The sequence below is a fragment of the Winogradskyella wichelsiae genome (genome assembly GCF_013403925.1).
In the GTDB taxonomy this organism is placed as follows: domain Bacteria; phylum Bacteroidota; class Bacteroidia; order Flavobacteriales; family Flavobacteriaceae; genus Winogradskyella; species Winogradskyella wichelsiae.
The window spans coordinates 218,966-235,620 of the sequence record NZ_JABFDJ010000005.1 but is presented as its reverse complement, the minus strand read 5'-3'; the positions used below and the strand labels follow the sequence as shown (position 1 = coordinate 235,620).

The 16,655-nt window shown below is 35.3% G+C and carries 14 protein-coding genes; 3 read left to right on the top strand and 11 right to left on the bottom strand.

The genetic code is table 11. From position 1 onward, the window contains the following. Window positions 1-21 precede the first annotated feature (21 nt). From HM985_RS12040 to HM985_RS12025, 4 genes are all read right to left on the bottom strand, one after another. The gene (locus HM985_RS12040; protein ID WP_179376498.1) at window positions 22-1,632 is read right to left on the bottom strand and encodes an ArnT family glycosyltransferase; all 1,611 of its coding nucleotides are present in this window, start codon (window positions 1,630-1,632) and stop codon (window positions 22-24) included. Further along, window positions 1,625-2,248, bottom strand: coding sequence for a lipid-A-disaccharide synthase N-terminal domain-containing protein (locus HM985_RS12035; protein WP_179376497.1), 624 nt, complete (start codon window positions 2,246-2,248; stop codon window positions 1,625-1,627). The genes HM985_RS12040 and HM985_RS12035 overlap by 8 nt, the downstream gene beginning before the upstream one ends. Before the next feature lies 1 nt (window position 2,249). Beyond that, window positions 2,250-2,975, bottom strand: coding sequence for a glycosyltransferase family 2 protein (locus HM985_RS12030; RefSeq protein WP_179376496.1), 726 nt, complete (start codon window positions 2,973-2,975; stop codon window positions 2,250-2,252). A gap of 463 nt (window positions 2,976-3,438) precedes the next feature. Continuing rightward, the gene (locus HM985_RS12025; protein ID WP_179376495.1) at window positions 3,439-3,993 is read right to left on the bottom strand and encodes a DUF2911 domain-containing protein; all 555 of its coding nucleotides are present in this window, start codon (window positions 3,991-3,993) and stop codon (window positions 3,439-3,441) included. A gap of 208 nt (window positions 3,994-4,201) precedes the next feature. Here HM985_RS12025 and HM985_RS12020 point away from each other — a divergent pair, with 208 nt between their 5' ends. From HM985_RS12020 to HM985_RS12010, 3 genes are all read left to right on the top strand, one after another. Next, entirely contained in the window at window positions 4,202-4,885 is a 684-nt protein-coding gene (locus tag HM985_RS12020) for a peptidoglycan DD-metalloendopeptidase family protein (RefSeq protein WP_179376494.1), read from the top strand. A 39-nt stretch (window positions 4,886-4,924) separates the two neighbouring features. Continuing rightward, the gene (locus HM985_RS12015; protein WP_179376493.1) at window positions 4,925-5,881 is read left to right on the top strand and encodes a lipid A deacylase LpxR family protein; all 957 of its coding nucleotides are present in this window, start codon (window positions 4,925-4,927) and stop codon (window positions 5,879-5,881) included. 233 nt (window positions 5,882-6,114) lie between these two features. After that, window positions 6,115-6,408 carry a GIY-YIG nuclease family protein gene (locus HM985_RS12010; RefSeq protein WP_179376492.1) on the top strand — a complete coding sequence of 98 codons (294 nt, stop codon included), beginning with the start codon at window positions 6,115-6,117 and terminating at the stop codon, window positions 6,406-6,408. Window positions 6,409-6,926: 518 nt separating this feature from the next. Here the strand turns inward: HM985_RS12010 and HM985_RS12005 are convergent. The 7 genes from HM985_RS12005 to HM985_RS11975 all read right to left on the bottom strand — a co-directional run bounded on the left by HM985_RS12005 (window position 6,927) and on the right by HM985_RS11975 (window position 16,580). Further along, window positions 6,927-7,331, bottom strand: a complete 405-nt coding sequence (locus HM985_RS12005) for a hypothetical protein (RefSeq protein WP_179376491.1) — start codon at window positions 7,329-7,331, stop codon at window positions 6,927-6,929. A gap of 57 nt (window positions 7,332-7,388) precedes the next feature. Then, window positions 7,389-9,296 carry a S9 family peptidase gene (locus HM985_RS12000; protein ID WP_179376490.1) on the bottom strand — a complete coding sequence of 636 codons (1,908 nt, stop codon included), beginning with the start codon at window positions 9,294-9,296 and terminating at the stop codon, window positions 7,389-7,391. 558 nt (window positions 9,297-9,854) lie between these two features. Next, window positions 9,855-10,286 carry a hypothetical protein gene (locus HM985_RS11995; protein ID WP_179376489.1) on the bottom strand — a complete coding sequence of 144 codons (432 nt, stop codon included), beginning with the start codon at window positions 10,284-10,286 and terminating at the stop codon, window positions 9,855-9,857. Between the two features lie 311 nt (window positions 10,287-10,597). Further along, on the bottom strand, window positions 10,598-13,954 hold the full coding sequence (secA, locus tag HM985_RS11990) for a preprotein translocase subunit SecA (RefSeq protein WP_179376488.1): 3,357 nt from the start codon (window positions 13,952-13,954) through the stop codon (window positions 10,598-10,600). Window positions 13,955-14,131: 177 nt separating this feature from the next. Beyond that, entirely contained in the window at window positions 14,132-14,353 is a 222-nt protein-coding gene (locus HM985_RS11985) for a DUF2795 domain-containing protein (RefSeq protein WP_008272287.1), read from the bottom strand. Window positions 14,354-14,676: 323 nt separating this feature from the next. After that, window positions 14,677-15,252, bottom strand: a complete 576-nt coding sequence (locus tag HM985_RS11980; protein WP_179376487.1) for a cob(I)yrinic acid a,c-diamide adenosyltransferase — start codon at window positions 15,250-15,252, stop codon at window positions 14,677-14,679. A 638-nt stretch (window positions 15,253-15,890) separates the two neighbouring features. After that, entirely contained in the window at window positions 15,891-16,580 is a 690-nt protein-coding gene (locus tag HM985_RS11975) for an ABC transporter ATP-binding protein (RefSeq protein ID WP_179376486.1), read from the bottom strand. Window positions 16,581-16,655: the final 75 nt, after the last annotated feature.

Genomic DNA, 16,655 nt, shown 5'->3' with positions numbered 1-16,655 from the left:
GAAGAGCTTATTGATGCCTTCTTATTTTCTGGTCAATAAATAAAGTTGATTCACTAACCTTGATCTTTCATTTGCACTAGAAAAATTAAAGTCATAAGTGGCTTTAAATTCAATAGTATAAAGTTTAGAGAGTTCTTTTATCGCTTCAGGTTGAGCTGTTGTGGTTAAGAGTCTGAATTGTTTTTCTTCAGGAATTAAAAGACCTTCATCCGTTTTTATACTCGGAATTTTAGCACCATAATTATAGATTGCTTCAGGGGAAACACCATCTAATCGGTAAAGCGGAATACCATCTGATGGTAAATCCGAAAGTGTTTTGTAATCGGGTTGTGCTTGTAACTTAGCTAATGGTAAAGCCAAAAAGCCAATGCAAAGCATAAAACTTAGCACAAGATAGAAAGCCGATTTAATGTTCTTAGCTTTTAAGCTTTTAAAAATATAAAACCCAATAAGCGCCAAAACAAGACTACAGATTATAAACCTTACAAGAACAATTCCTGTTAAAAAAGGACCTATAGAAAAGCCAATAATCCAGAATAGGAGGGCTATAGTGCCAATTAACCCGAACTGAAAATATACAGGAAAGGTCTCTTTTTTCGATTTCAAATTTTTGAATTCACGGACCAAATAGTCGATATAAAATCCAATATTAAAAGCAAGAGGAATAAGAACAGGCATCAAATATCTTGATTTCTTTTCAGGAATAACAGAGAGTAGAATGACAGCTAAAATGGTCCAAAAAAAGCTAAATTGATAAGCTTTAAGGTTACTAACTCTAGATTTTAGATAAGGATATAAGAGACTAATAAAAGCAGGAACAGTCCATAAACCAGATTGGATAAAGAAACTCCAATAGTAATAAAAAGGTCTTACATTATAACTGTGCCAATTAGAAGTTTCACGTTGTGCAATGGCATTAAAAGTTTCTGGATCTGCGATTCTAACATGAAGATACCACCAAGCGCCTAAAACCAATCCGAAAATTAAGAGACTGAAAAGTTTTAAAAAATGAAGGATTCCTCCTTTAAATTTAAAAGCAATACCATAAGCAATTATAAAAGGGAGGAACAAGACGTATAATGAAACGGGGCCTTTAGATAATACAGAGCAGGCTAAGAATAGTACAAAAAGTAAGCTTCTTACAATAGGCGTTTCACGATTGTGAAACATAAGAAACAGCTGATATAATGCCATAAGCATAAAACCATGTGTGTAAATATCCCAAGGGGCTTCAATTGTAATGCCTAGGATGTAAAAAGAGGTGAGCGCAATAAATCCGTTAATTAAGCTATGCGAAGGAGTTAAGTTTAATTTTTTTGATAATAAGTAAATTGAAATTCCGATACTCGCAACAAAAAGAAGAGCAGGCCAGCGTAATGCTAATACAGATGTGATACTAAAAAGATAACCAAAAGCAGCGGTAATCCAAGTCGGTAATGGTGGTTTTTCGTAACGGGCTTCACCATTCATTGTGGTTAAAATCCAGTTGTTATCGGTGAGCATTTCTCTTGCTGAAATAAAATTTCGAGCTTCCATAATCGTTACCGGAATAGCGTCAATAGTAAAGCCAAGCATGATGATAACAAATAGTAAAAGGCTAGGAATAGGATATTTTTCGATAAACTTAAGCATTGGTGTGTCTAATTAAATAAGCGTTACGAGCATAAATGACTAAGCCAAATAAGTGGCCAACAAATAAGACAGGGTCTTTTCTAATAATGGCATACGTTAAGATTAAACCTGCGCCTATTAAACTCAAAACCCAAAACCCTAAGGGTAAACTAGAGGCTTTGTGACGTTCAGAATGGATCCATTGATATACAAAACGTAGCGTAAAAACAATTTGGGCAACAATTCCTAAGGCCAATAACCAAGTGGGTATAGCATCATTTTGAAACAATAAATCGACATCGATTTTGTTATTATTATAATAGAAAAGCACAATAAAAACAGGAACAATAAAGAGTAAATATTGTATGAGTTTTGGAAATTTTTGCCATTGCCCTTGCAGTTGTAAATTTCGGATATAGATGTAATACGTTAAACTCTGACCGAGCATAATCGCAAAGTCTAAACGTAAATAACCGTAAATAAATAATAGAAAAGAGGCAATTAAGCTTAAGGTCCAAAAGGTGTTTGGAGTGATAACTTTACGTTGCTTTTCTGAGGTGATCCATTGTATAATTAGCCGAGAAGAAAATAATATCTGAGCTAAGAAACCAATGCTATATATAATCCAATCTTTCAAATTATAAGTTGTCTTTACTAGATTTCGCGATGTTGTAGTTAATATATTTTTTCTTCATCCATAAATAAGCAAAACAATCCATTAAAGGACCGAGTAGTCGGTTCCAAAGTCCAAATTTAGCCGTGCCTGCCATTCTCGGAAAATGCTGTACCGTAATTTGGGTTACGCGTCCATTTTGTAGCATAATCATCGCTGGTAAAAAACGGTGCAATCCTCTAAACATAGGGATGCGTTTGGCGTAATCGGTTTTAATAACTTTAAGCGGACAACCTGTGTCATCCATACCATCATGTGTAAATGCACGTCTAATACCATTGGCAATTTTAGAGGACATATTCTTTACAAAAGAATCTTTTCGGTGAGAACGTACACCAGTAACCAGTTCGTGTTGGTCAATATGTTCTAAAAGCACATTGAAATCTTCTGGTGAAGTTTGTAAATCAGAATCGATATAACCTACTAATTCTGAATCTACAGCATCAAATCCTGCTTTAATAGCAGCACTCAACCCTCTGTTTTCTTTAAATAAAAGGTATTCAAACGCTTCATTACGCTTACAAATAGCTTCAATTAAAGCCTGACTGTTATCGCTAGAACCATCATTAACAAATAAGATCGAGGTAGCTACAGTGGCCATCTTAAGATAGTTAGATAGTTCTGTTTCTACACGTTCTAGGTTGTCTTCTTCATTATAAACCGGAACTATAATAGTAAATTGGTACGTCATTCGTTTTATTACTTAATGCGCACAAAAATATTGTTTTTTTGTGTCACAGCATAAGTCTTGTAGTTTAAAGTATAATTGACGTGAAGTTTAATCTCAGGATTAATAAGTAGTCTCCATTTCAATGCTTATTTTATTTACTTTTTTTGTAATTCAAGGCGATCCGGATATTTTAAAATTTCTTTTTCAGCATTAATATATTGAGGAAAGTCTCTATTTTTCATTTCTAATAAAGTTCCAAGAATTCTCAAAATGCCAATAGCTCTATAAGCTTCTTTCTGAAATAAATTTCTAAAGCGTATGCGATTTAAAAGTCCAAAACTAAATACAAAATAAAGCACAGCCAATAGTTATGTTAATAGGCTTACTAAAATTGAGGTATAAGGATAGGTGATAAATAGCCTCACTAACATGAGTAGTAAAATAGCTGTAACTAAAAATAGTTCAGTGGGCTTCATTAACCGATTTATTCAACAATATCAATAGGCACTTCAATTAACGTACTATCCCAAGCCATAGTTAATTTCAAATGTCCTGTTTTATTATCAAAAGCAATGGTAAAACGTTCAACACTAATATCAAGTTGCTGCGCTGGTACTATAAGTTCTACGGCATCATAATTAGGATCCCACATAGGTTCCATTTTTTCATTAACACCCCATTCGTATTGTTTAGAGTTAAACATGACTTTCCAAGAATCTTTCATTGGTACCGTCCAAATGGTATATTTTCCTTTTCTTAATTCAATACCATCAATCATTAATGACTTATTAGTTTCAAAAGTCGTCGCTTCGTTAGCTCCTGTTCTCCAAACCTCATCAAAAGGGACAAGCGCACCAAATACCTCACGATCGCGCTTTGAAGGTCTGTTGTATTCTACTGTGATGTCTAAATCATTTAAAGAGATCTTAGCCGAATCTTTTGGACTTAAACGCGGAGAGAAAATGTTTTCAACAAAAACAGAATAGGAAAGTAAGCCTAAAGCTAAAATAAACAAAATGATAAGGAGGCGTTTCAGCATGGTTAAAGATCTTAATAAATTTTAATTTGAAATAAAAACACAAACATAAGTATTCAAGATTTAAAGGTAATTCAAATCCCTAACTTTATAGATGTCAAACGTTGAATTTTAAGGAAATCTTATAAAATCTAAATTATATTGAAGAATTTTGTGACGGTTTAATTTTGAATCTTATTAATGTATAATTTTACATCTTAAATACAGGGCAATGTTACTTACTTCATTTCAACTTTTTTTAAAAACACTTCACGCACATGCGGTAGTGGATGTTTCAATAACTAAAGAGGCTTATGTTTCTTTAGATTTATCGGTGGGTAATTCTGAATTAAAACAAGTTAACGTATCATCTTCTAAAGATTTGAAGAACTATATATGGAATTACAAGAAGCAAAATAAGGCTAAAATTGCTTTTGGTGGATACTTAGAACAACGCGGTATTTACCAACGTAGCACTTATTTTAATCAAGAAAATTCTAAGAAAGAACGTAATATTCATTTAGGAATTGACCTATGGATTGAGGCGGGTACCCCAATTTGTGCTCCTTTAAATGGAACGATTCATAGTTTTAAGAACAATACAAATCATGGAGACTATGGACCAACACTAATTTTAAAGCATCATATTCAGAATCAAATTTTTTATACGCTCTACGGTCATTTAAGTTTAGCGTCTATCACAGATTTAGAGATCGGAGTAGAAGTGAAGCAAGGTGAACAAATTGCAACGCTAGGAACAGTAGATGTCAATGGGGATTATCCGCCACATTTGCATTTTCAAATAATAAGAGATATTAAAGATTATAAAGGAGATTATCCTGGCGTTTCTAATCAATTGGATCTGGAGTTTTATAAACAGAATTGTCCTGATCCTAACTTGTTATTGAAGTTATAGGAATAAAACCACAACGCTATTATTCTCGTAGGTGTTGTTATGAGAGTAGTTATTATTAGTATTTTGTTTTTATTACCCATAGGTTTATTGGCTCAGAAAATAGACCATTCAGTGTCGTACCGAAATATTGAAAGCGAAAGCTATTTCCGGTTTCACTACGATAATGATTATTTTGCAGCTACAGACGAGAACTACACTCAAGGATATAATTTAGAACTAGTTTCCCCTAGTTTAGAAAAAAATCCTATAAATTATTTATTCCTCAAATCTAAAGCAGCCCATACCAAATATGGTTTAGCTCTAGAGCACATTGGTTTCACACCCAATGATTATGTAAGTGAAGCTATTCAATATGGAGACCGTCCTTTTTCTACAGCTATAATGTTGAAGTCCTTTACGATTGCTACAAATACGATGCGTAAAACAAGGGTATCACAAGCGTTGAGTTTGGGATTAATTGGTCCTGGGGCTTTTGGCAAAGAAATGCAAGTCGGTATTCATGAAGCTACAGGAAATAAGATTCCTGGTGGTTGGGATAACCAAATTAAAAATGATGTGGTTATCAACTATCGAATAGATTATGAGAAACAACTTTATCAATACCAGCAATGGCTGGCTTTACAAGCACAATCCTCGTTGCAGTTAGGAACTTTATTTACAAATGCATCTTTAAGTTTTAATACAACTTTCGGAATCCTAAATTCAGCATTTACAACTGATAAATCTAAAAATAAGTTTCAGATTTATGTTTACGCACAACCGATAATTAGTGTCATAGGTTACGATGCAACTTTACAAGGTGGGGTATTTAATACGGATAATCCATACACAATTGCATCAAAAGAAGTGGAACGTTTTACAGCGCAATACAATTATGGGCTCGTATTAAAAACGAAAAGCCTATATTTTGAATATACCAGATCTGCCATCACCAGAGAATTTGAAACTGGATCCTCAGCCAAATGGGGAGGGATTAGAATTGGATTTACGTTTTAGATCACATAGCGTCAGTTCGAGTGTTGCGAGTAAGCGAGTAACGTATCGAGAACCTCAATTACACAAACACTTCTCGATACAAAATCCCTAAAAAGGGGATTTCACTCGAAGTGACGCTAAGGTTCATTTTGTACTCTTCCGTCAGTGCGAGTATTACGAGTAAGCGAGTAACGTATCGAGAACCTTGATTTTACATAGAGGAAAATTTAGTAATAAGTTCTTATCTTGTGATTATGAAACAATCTTATGTCTATATTTTGAAATGCTCAGATGACTCATATTATACAGGTATTACATCTAATTTAACAAAAAGAATAGAAGAGCATAAAACAGGAAAACACAGGGGCAGTTATACTTGTAGTAGAAGGCCTTTAAGTTTAGTTTATTATGCAGAGTTTACAGATATAAATATAGCTATTCAAACAGAGAAACAAATAAAGAAGTGGTCTAGAGTGAAAAAAGAAGCTTTGATTAACGGTGACTTTGAAAAGTTGCCCAACCTCGCAAAGAAGAATTTTGATAAATAATACTTCTCAATCCAAAATCCTAAAAAAGAGAATTTCACTCGAAGTGACGCTAAGGTTCATTTTGTACTCTTCCGTCAGTTCGAGTGTTGCGAGTAAGTGAGTAACATATGGAGAACCTCAGTTACACAAACACTTCTCGATACAAAATCCCTAAAAAGGGATTTCACTCGAAGTGACGCTGAAGTTCATTTTATACTAACCCGTCAGTTCGAGTGTTGCGAGTAAGCGAGTAACGTATCGAGAACCTTGGTTAAAACAAATACTTATCAATCCAAAATCCTAAAAAAGAGAATTTCACTCGAAGTGACGCTAAAGTTCGTTTTGTACTAACCCGTCAGTTCGAGTGTTGCGAGTAAGCGAGTAACGTATCGAGAACCTCAATTACACAAACACGTCTCGATACAAAATCCTAAAAAGGAGATTTCACTCGAAGTGACGTTAAGGTTCATTTTATACTAACCCGTCAGTTCGAGTGTTGCGAGTAAGCGAGAAACGTATCGAGAACTTATCTTATTAACTTACTTTTTTAGTTGTCTTTCAGATAAAATCTTTCCTATAATAAAACCAAGAATAGCAAAACCACCATCAGAAAGTGTAAACCAGAGTTCTTTTGGTAACATAATAATATTAAAAAATGTAGCCGCAAGCATTAGCATTCCAACGATATAACTTGGTACCATACGAGTTTTAGATATTTTGGCCGCCACAAACATTCCAATAAGCACTCCAACGAAATGGGCGATGACGACACAGATTTTGATGCCTACAGGAATCTTATTCATGTTGTTGCTTAGCCAGTCCATATTCAAAGGATCTGCGCCATCTGGTAATGGAAATAGGTTATGACCGATTAGATTTTCGATGAGGTAAACCGCTAGTGATGCTGCGATAAAGCCAATAATGGTCGCTAATACATTTCTCATTATTCCAATTGATTAGTGGTTATTATAAATGCTATATGTACTTAAAGATATGAATTATTATAACGTTTCCTCTAACCATTTAAAAAACTCACGTTGCCATACTAAAGCATTTTGCGGTTTTAAAACCCAGTGGTTTTCTTCAGGAAAATATAACAATTTACTTTTCAAGCCTAATAATTGTGCTGCTTGGTAAGCGCCTAAACCTTGTTCAATAGGTACACGGTAATCTTTTCCTCCCTGAATAATTAAAATGGGAGTATTCCAATCAGATACTTTTGTAATAGGGTTAAACGCATTATAGGTTTTCTGTGCTGCTTCATTGGTTTTATCCCAATATGGGCCACCAAAATCATGATTGACAAAGAATAATTCTTCGGTCGTTCCGTACATACTTCGAGTGTCAAAAACACCATCGTGTGCTATAAAAGATTTAAAACGATTGTTATGAATTCCTGCTAAATAGAAAACTGAATAACCACCAAAACTAGCTCCTATAGCACCCAATCTATCATTATCCACGTAAGGTTCTTTAGCTAAATCATCGATAGCAGCTAAATAATCATCCATCACTTGGCCACCCCAATCTTCACTGATGTCTTCATTCCATTCAACTCCATGGCCTTGCATGCCACGACGGTTTGGTGCGACAACAATATAACCTTGTGATGCCATTAATTGAAAATTCCAACGGTAAGAATAAAATTGAGATAATGGAGATTGTGGTCCACCTTGTGCGTATAACAGCGTTGGATATTTTTTAGTCGCATCAAAATTTGGGGGCAAAATAACCCAAACTAACATTTGCTTACCATCTGTAGTGGTAACGTAACGTTTTTCAACAGTTGGTAAATCTACGCTAGCATATAAGTCACTGTTGATGTTAGTAAGCTGTTTGAAAGTTTTAGATTTTAAGTCGAAACTAAAAATATCAGCAGCGTGGTTCATATCAGTTCTTGTGACTAAAAGCGTGTTATCCTTTTGTGCAACAATACCTGTAATATCAAATGGACCGTTGGAAAGTTGTTCTACAACAGGTGCTATTCGTTTTTTATCAGGATAATTCACTTTAAAAATCTGAATCGTGCCATCCACAGGTGCTGTAAAATAGATGGCTTTCCCGTCATTACTCCATAGAAAACTTCGTACAGAATCGTCCCAGTTTGCTGTTAAATTTTGTTTAATGCCATTATTTAAAACAATAATATCATTCTTATCGCTTTCATAACCATCAGTTTTCATTTGTAACCAAGCCAAGGCCCCTTGAGATGAAAAGGCTGGATTTGTATCATAACCTTTATTAGCTTCCGTAATATTCTCAGTCGTTTTGTTTTCTAAATTGTATTTAAAAATATTTGTGTCAGTGCTGGTCGCATAAGCTTTACCTTTTAGTTTTTTGCTCACATAGTAAATGGCTTTACTATCAGGTGACCAAATATAATCTTCATCACCACCAAAAGGACGTTGCGGGGTGTGAAAAGGTTCATTAGGCATAATATCAAGGCCTGCGTCATCGCTCTCATTTACTTTTTTATAAAATAAATGATTGTAGTGACCATCTTGCCAGGTGTCCCAATGACGAATGTCTAAATCAGAAAAAATATAAACATCGGCTTCTTCTAAATCTTTATAAACAGCTTTACCTTTGATAGCTTCAATAGCGATTTCTTTATGGAATAATTGATATATACCATCAGGAGACGTATTTTTATCGTTTATAGCGACCTCTTCTTTTTGTATTTCAGTAATGTCACCACCAGAAAAAGGCATGCTATAGTATTTAGAATTGTAACCATTGGTCTTAATATGAGGCGTTTTTACGGTAAAGAAAATAGTTGAAGCATCTGTACTGAGTCCCATAACGCTTAAGCGCTCTACTTGCCATAATAATTCGGGGGTCATTGTTTGTTGTGCGGTAACTAAAGTGCTGCTTAACATAAGGGTGATAATTAGGACGATATTTTTCATAATGAATTATTAATTGAAGACTGTTTTAGAGCAGCCGTCGGGATGATAAAACATGAATTTTTATATGGAATATAAACATACAAATTTAAGAATTTTATTTGTGATAATCGCTCATCAGTTCGAGCGTTTCAAGTATATGAGAAGCGTATTGAAATCTTTGGTAACTGAACGACTTCTCCATACAAAACCCCTAAAAAGGGATTTCACTCAAAGTAACGTTGAGGTCCGATATATATACCTTTTTTAGTTCGAGTGTTTTGATTAAGCGAGAAACGTATCGAGAACGTTAGTTACTTTAAATACTTCTCGATACAAAATCCCTAAAAAGGTGATTTCACTCGAAGTGACGTTGAGGTTGGATTTGTGTTATTTCGTCAGTTCGAGTGTTTTGATTAAGCGAGAAACGTATCGAGAACGTTAGTTACTTTAAATACTTCTCGATACAAAATCCCAAAAAGAGGATTTCACTCGAAGTGACGTTGAGGTTGGATTTGTGTTATTTCGTCAGTTCGAGTGTTTCGAGTAAGCGAAAAATGTATCGAGAACCAAGTGGTTTTTTTAAGACGCATAGGCACTCCATTCAATAACGTTGCATGAAAATGAATACGTTTCATTAAGGTTTCCAGTCAAAGTCATACTCTTAATCTCAGCATCCAGTTCGCCATCTAGCCATAAAACATGATCAGCATGAGGCATTTCTGTAGTAGAAAGGTCAAATTTGCAATCAGGAAAATCCTCGTTATACCTTGTGCCATCTTCCAATATTTCAAAATGTTGCTGTGGGGAATGGCATTCAATTACAGTAACATCTCTGGCTTCAATGTAAGTGGTATAAGATTGATTGAAATCTATAACATAAGTTTTTTCCTTTTTTAGCATTGTGAGAGCACCTATGGTAAGGTCATGTCTTTGATCTACTATGTTTCCAGCAATCTCTAAAGAAAGTGTAAATTCGAAATCTGAAATGTTCTGATTTGAAATGTTCATCATATTTTGTATTCGTTATATTAACAATAACGAAATTAAAAACAAAAGTTATAAGATAAGCTGTATTTTAAATATTCTTGGAGAATTTAGTTTTGATTGATAAACTTAAATATTGCCCCATAATAGGGGGGAGCTTTATTAAAGGTAGCGATATATTAGAGGGAAGTAATGGCTTCTCGATACAAAATCTCGAAAAGAGAATTTCATGAGAAGCGATGTTGTGCACGTTTAGGTATAAAACAAAAAAAAAATCCTGATGGTGACATCAGGATTTTAAATTCTATTTATTGATTTTTCTTGTCGTAGAAATTGAATTACTCAACAATAACCCACTCTCCTTTTTCTAATAAAGGAAGGGCTTGTTTGTATTTAACGTCTTTACTTTCTCCGCTCATGACGTTCTTAATTGTCACTTTATCATTACGACCAATTTTTGGTTGATCTCTAACAATCGTTTCAACAACTTGTTGCTGTTGTTGTGAAGCGCCTGAACCTGCTGCTCTGTTTTGAGAAGAACGCTCATCCAAATTAGGAATCTCTTCTTTTTGAGTTTCCAGTTTTTCCTGCTTCTGTTGTTTTGCTTCTTGAATTGTACTAGCGGTTTCTTGAGGTATTTCTCCTTTAAATAAGAATGAAATAACATCTTTATTCACTTGGTCAATCATGGCTTTAAACAACTCAAAAGACTCAAATTTGTAAATTAATAGAGGATCTTTCTGCTCGTGAACAGCTAACTGAACAGATTGCTTTAATTCGTCCATTTTACGTAAATGTACTTTCCAAGCATCATCAACGATAGCTAAAGTAATGTTCTTTTCAAAATCATTAATTAACTGTGTACCTTTAGTTTCGTATGCTTTTTCTAAATCGGTAACAACTTGTAAGTTCTTAACACCATCAGTAAAAGGGACTACAATTCTTTTAAAACGATCACGTTGTGTATCATATACATTTTCAATAACAGGAAAGGCTAAATCTGCAGCACGTTGCATTTTTTCACGGTAATTCTGAAAGGCCGCTTTGTAAATGATTCCTGCGATTTCTGTTGGATTCTTTTTCTCGAATTCAGACTCAGTAATAGGTGATGCCATTGAGAAGTAACGAATCAATTCAAATTCAAAATTCTTAAAATCATTCGCATTTTTATTGGTTTCAGTAATACCTTCAGAGGTATCAAAAATCATGTTAGCTAAATCGACTCTAAGGCGTTCTCCATGCAAGGCATTACGGCGACGCTTGTAAATAACTTCACGTTGCGCATTCATAACATCATCATATTCTAATAAACGCTTACGAACACCAAAGTTGTTTTCTTCTACTTTTTTCTGTGCACGCTCAATAGACTTAGAAATCATGCCGTGTTGTATCACTTCCCCTTCCTTTAAGCCCATGCGGTCCATCATCTTAGCAATACGCTCAGAACCAAATAAACGCATCAAGTTATCTTCTAAAGAGACATAGAATTGTGAACTTCCTGGATCTCCTTGACGACCAGCTCTACCACGTAACTGTCTGTCTACACGACGTGAATCGTGACGTTCAGTACCTACAATAGCTAAACCACCTGCTTTTTTAACTTCGGCACTTAATTTAATATCGGTACCACGACCTGCCATGTTGGTGGCAATCGTAACCTGACCAGCATTACCTGCTTGTGCTACAATATCGGCTTCTTTTTTGTGTTGTTTCGCGTTCAAGACGTTATGATCTATTTTGCGAATGCTTAACATTTTTCCTAAAAGCTCTGAGATTTCAACGTTAGTGGTTCCTATAAGTACAGGGCGGCCTGCATTAGATAAGCTGACAACTTCATCAATTACCGCATTGTATTTCTCACGTTTTGTTTTATAAACTAAATCGTCTCTATCATCTCTAGCGATGGGTCTGTTGGTCGGAATTTCGACAACGTCTAATTTATAGATTTCCCAAAGTTCACCTGCTTCTGTTACGGCAGTACCCGTCATACCAGATAGCTTGCGGTACATTCTAAAGTAATTTTGAAGGGTTACTGTAGCAAAAGTTTGCGTAGCGGCTTCAATCTTAACACTTTCTTTAGCTTCAATAGCTTGGTGTAAGCCGTCTGAATAACGACGACCATCCATAATACGACCTGTTTGCTCATCGACAATCATCACTTTGTTGTCCATAACAACATATTGATTGTCTTTTTCGAATAGAGCGTAAGCTTTTAAAAGTTGGTTAAGGGTGTGTATACGTTCGGACTTAATGTTGAAGTCTCTAAATAAATCTTCTTTAAGGTTGGCTTCTTCTTCAGATAAAAGGCCTTTGTTTTCAATCTTAGCGATTTCAGTTCCCATTTCTGGCATCACAAAGAAATCAGGATCGTCTTCACCAGAAAGGTAATCGATACCTTTATCGGTTAATTCAACTTGATTATTTTTTTCGTCAATAACATAATAAAGTTCTGCATCTACTTTAGGCATTTCTCTATTGTTATCTTGCATATAGAAGTTTTCCGTTTTCTGAAGTAATAATTTAACACCTTCTTCAGATAAAAACTTAATTAAGGCTTTATTTTTAGGAATCCCTCTGTAAGCTCTTAATAATTGAAAACCACCTTCTTTAGTATTGCCTGCAGCAATTAACTTTTTAGCTTCGGCTAAAACACCAACTAAATATTTGCGCTGTACTTCTTCAATAGCATTAACTTTAGGTTTTAAAGCATCAAACTCGTGCTCATCTCCTTTTGGTACTGGACCAGAAATGATTAAAGGTGTACGGGCGTCATCGACTAATACAGAATCGACCTCATCGACAATAGCGTAGTGATGTGGACGTTGTACTAGATCTTCTGGCGAATTGGCCATGTTATCACGTAAGTAATCGAAACCAAATTCGTTGTTGGTTCCGTAAGTAATATCTGAGTTATAAGCTTTACGACGGGCATCAGAATTTGGTTGGTGGTAATCGATACAATCGATACTCATGCCATGAAACTGAAATATGGGCGCCATCCAAGCACTATCACGTTTGGCTAAGTAGTCATTCACAGTGACTAAGTGAACTCCTTTTCCAGCTAAAGCATTTAAATAGACCGGAAGCGTAGCGACCAAAGTTTTACCTTCACCCGTTTGCATCTCTGCAATTTTACCTTGGTGCATAGCAATACCACCAATTAACTGAACATCGTAATGGATCATGTCCCAAGTAATAGCTTTACCTGCGGCATCCCAAGAGTTTTCCCAAACGGCTTGGTCACCTTCTAGATTGACATAATCGTGTGCTCCAGAAATCTCACGGTCAAATGCATTTGCAGTTACCGGAATCTGTGTATTATGAACAAAACGTTTTGCCGTTTCTTTAACCACAGCAAAAGCTTCTGGTAAGATGTCGTTTAAAACGCCTTCTGTAATGTCGTAAATTTCGTCATCGATTTTATCGATTTCAAGATACATGTCTTCACGCTCATCAATATCTTCTGTAAGCTTAGCTTTTTCTAAAAGGGCTTCTTTTTTAGTGTTTAAGGGCTGCCTGGCTTCTGCTATCTTAGCTTTAAATTCGGCAGTTTTTGCCCTAAGCTCATCATGCGATAAGGCCTCTAAAGCGTTTTCGAAAGTTTTTATTTTTTCTACAATAGGTCTAATGGCACTTACATCTTGTTTGGATTTATCTCCAACAAAAACCTTAAGTACTTTATCTAAAAAAGTCATATTTAATCATTTGTAACGGATTGACAGTGGCCAATCTTAGTATTAATTTCAGTTCGTTGTTTTAAAATATAGCTTGTATTTTGAAACAGATAGTTAAGTTCGGAAAATACATCCGAAAATAAAAAAAGTCTCTCAGTTATAGTAACGCGAGAGACTTTTTTGTGATAATTTTATATGTTAATATTCATCCTCATTCCAGAGGTAATCTTCGTCAGTAGGATAATCTGGCCAAATTTCTTCAATAGAATCATATGAATCTCCTTCATCTTCTATCGCTTGTAAATTTTCTACAACTTCTAATGGTGCTCCTGTTCTAATTGCGTAGTCAATAAGCTCATCTTTTGTTGCCGGCCAAGGTGCATCACTTAAATAAGATGCTAATTCTAATGTCCAATACATAATGCGTGTGTAATTTAATTTTTGCAAAAATAATTTTTTAGTTGAATAATTCAAGAAAAAATCAAATTAATTAACGCGTAAAATTAATATTTTAATTTTTTGGTTGCGCTGAACATTTATAATTGTGCCTTTTGAATCGCTCAAATGTGCACTTATAAATGTCTAATCATTAATAGAAAGAACGTGTAATTTTCAACTTTTAATTTTAGACTAATTTTTGCGTTTTTAGTCTTGAGCATACAAAATAAAATGAGGTCAATAACCGAGTTCGCGATACATTCTGACAAACAGGTCAGCATACTCGAACTGACGTTTTATGATCTTTAAGATTCTTTATTGGGAATCCATTTTATCTCTTCAGCTTGTAAGTCATAAGACAACTTCCGTGCCAACACAAAAAGGTAGTCAGATAGTCTATTGATATACATTAAAGTTTCAGGTTGAAATGGCTCCAGATCATTTAAATGTGATGCCTGACGCTCAGCTCTACGACAAACGGTACGTGCGATGTGACAGAATGACACGGTTTGATGGCCTCCAGGTAATACAAAATGCGTCATTGGAGGTAAGCTATCTTCCATGAGGTCCATTTCTTTTTCTAGTTTCTCAATGTCTTCATTCGCAATCTTCGGTATGTTTAAGCGTGCTTTACCATTTTTTAAAGTTGCTTTCTCAGGATCGGTAGCTAAGATGGCGCCAACGGTGAATAAGCGGTCTTGAATGTCCATTAAGGTGTTTTTATACAATAGGCTAATATCTTGGTCTCTAATTAAACCAATATGAGCGTTAAGTTCATCAATGGTCCCGTAACTTTCTATTCTTATATGATGCTTAGGAACACGTGTGCCACCAAAAAGTGCCGTTGTCCCTTTATCTCCTGTTTTTGTATATACCTTCATGTAAACAAAGTTAAGAGTTATGAGTTAAAAGTTAAGCGTTTGAATCTGTTTTTTTTGATGGTGAGGTGGTTGTATAGTGAAGTGGTGAAGTGGTGAAGTGGTGAGGTGTGAAATGGTAAATCGGTAATACGATGTGTAGGTTCACTGTATCACTGTTTCACTGTTTCACTGTATCACTGTTTCACTGTACCACTGTATCACTGTATCACTGTTTCACTGTATCACTGTATCACTGTATCACTGTTTCACTGTTTCACTGTATCACTTTTTCGCGTATAGCGCTAATATGAAGCGGTAATTAACTAGATATAAGAATTACGTTTTGAGATAAATCGATCAAAAAGATAGAGAGCCCCACTGAATCATGGCATCACCGTATCACTATACAACCCCGTCACTATATCCATGTGTTCTTTTTTTTGTAAAAGGGTTAATTTTTGAATTGTAATTTGATTTTGAGACTTTCTATTGGTTTGATTTTTAAGTTTATAGTGTCTTCATCTCACCATCTCACAGAATCACCACCTCACCAATTCACCACTTCACCAATTCACCATTTCACTGTATCACCACCTCACCATTTCACTGTATCACCACCTCACCATCTCACCATCTCACCATTTCACTGCATCACCATCTTACGAATTAAAAGTATCACTCTCAATGACACCATCTCTCAAACGAATAACACGCTTAGCATGTGCTGCGATGTCTTCTTCATGGGTAACCATAATGACTGTGTTGCCAGATTGATGAATGTCTCCAAAGAGTTTCATAATTTCTACACCTGTTTTAGAATCTAGGTTTCCTGTAGGTTCATCAGCAAGGATGATGGAAGGTTTGTTAACCAAAGCTCTTCCGACGGCGACACGTTGACGCTGACCACCTGAAAGTTGATTGGGTTTATGATCCATACGGTCTGCAAGACCTACATCAGTTAAAACTTCTGTAGCACGTTCTTCTCTTGCTTTTTTAGAAAAACCAGCGTAAACCATTGGCAAAGCCACATTGTCTAAAGCAGTGGTTCTTGGTAAAAGGTTGAAGGTTTGAAAAACAAATCCGATTTCTGTGTTTCTAATATCCGCAAGGTCATCATCGCTCATTGTGCTGACATCTTTTCCATTAAGTTTGTAAGAACCAGCCGTTGGGGTGTCTAAGCAACCGAGTAAATTCATTAATGTGGATTTACCTGAGCCCGAAGGTCCCATAATGGCAACATATTCGCCACGCTTAATGTCTAAATCGATACCCTTTAAGACGTGAACGATTTCTTGACCCAATTTAAAATCTCTAATGATGTTTCTAATTTCGATGACGTTGTCACTCATGATTAAATAGTCTTGGTTGCTTTAGCTTCCTGCAAGATACAGGATATTTCAATGAATAGGACGCTAAAGTCGTTA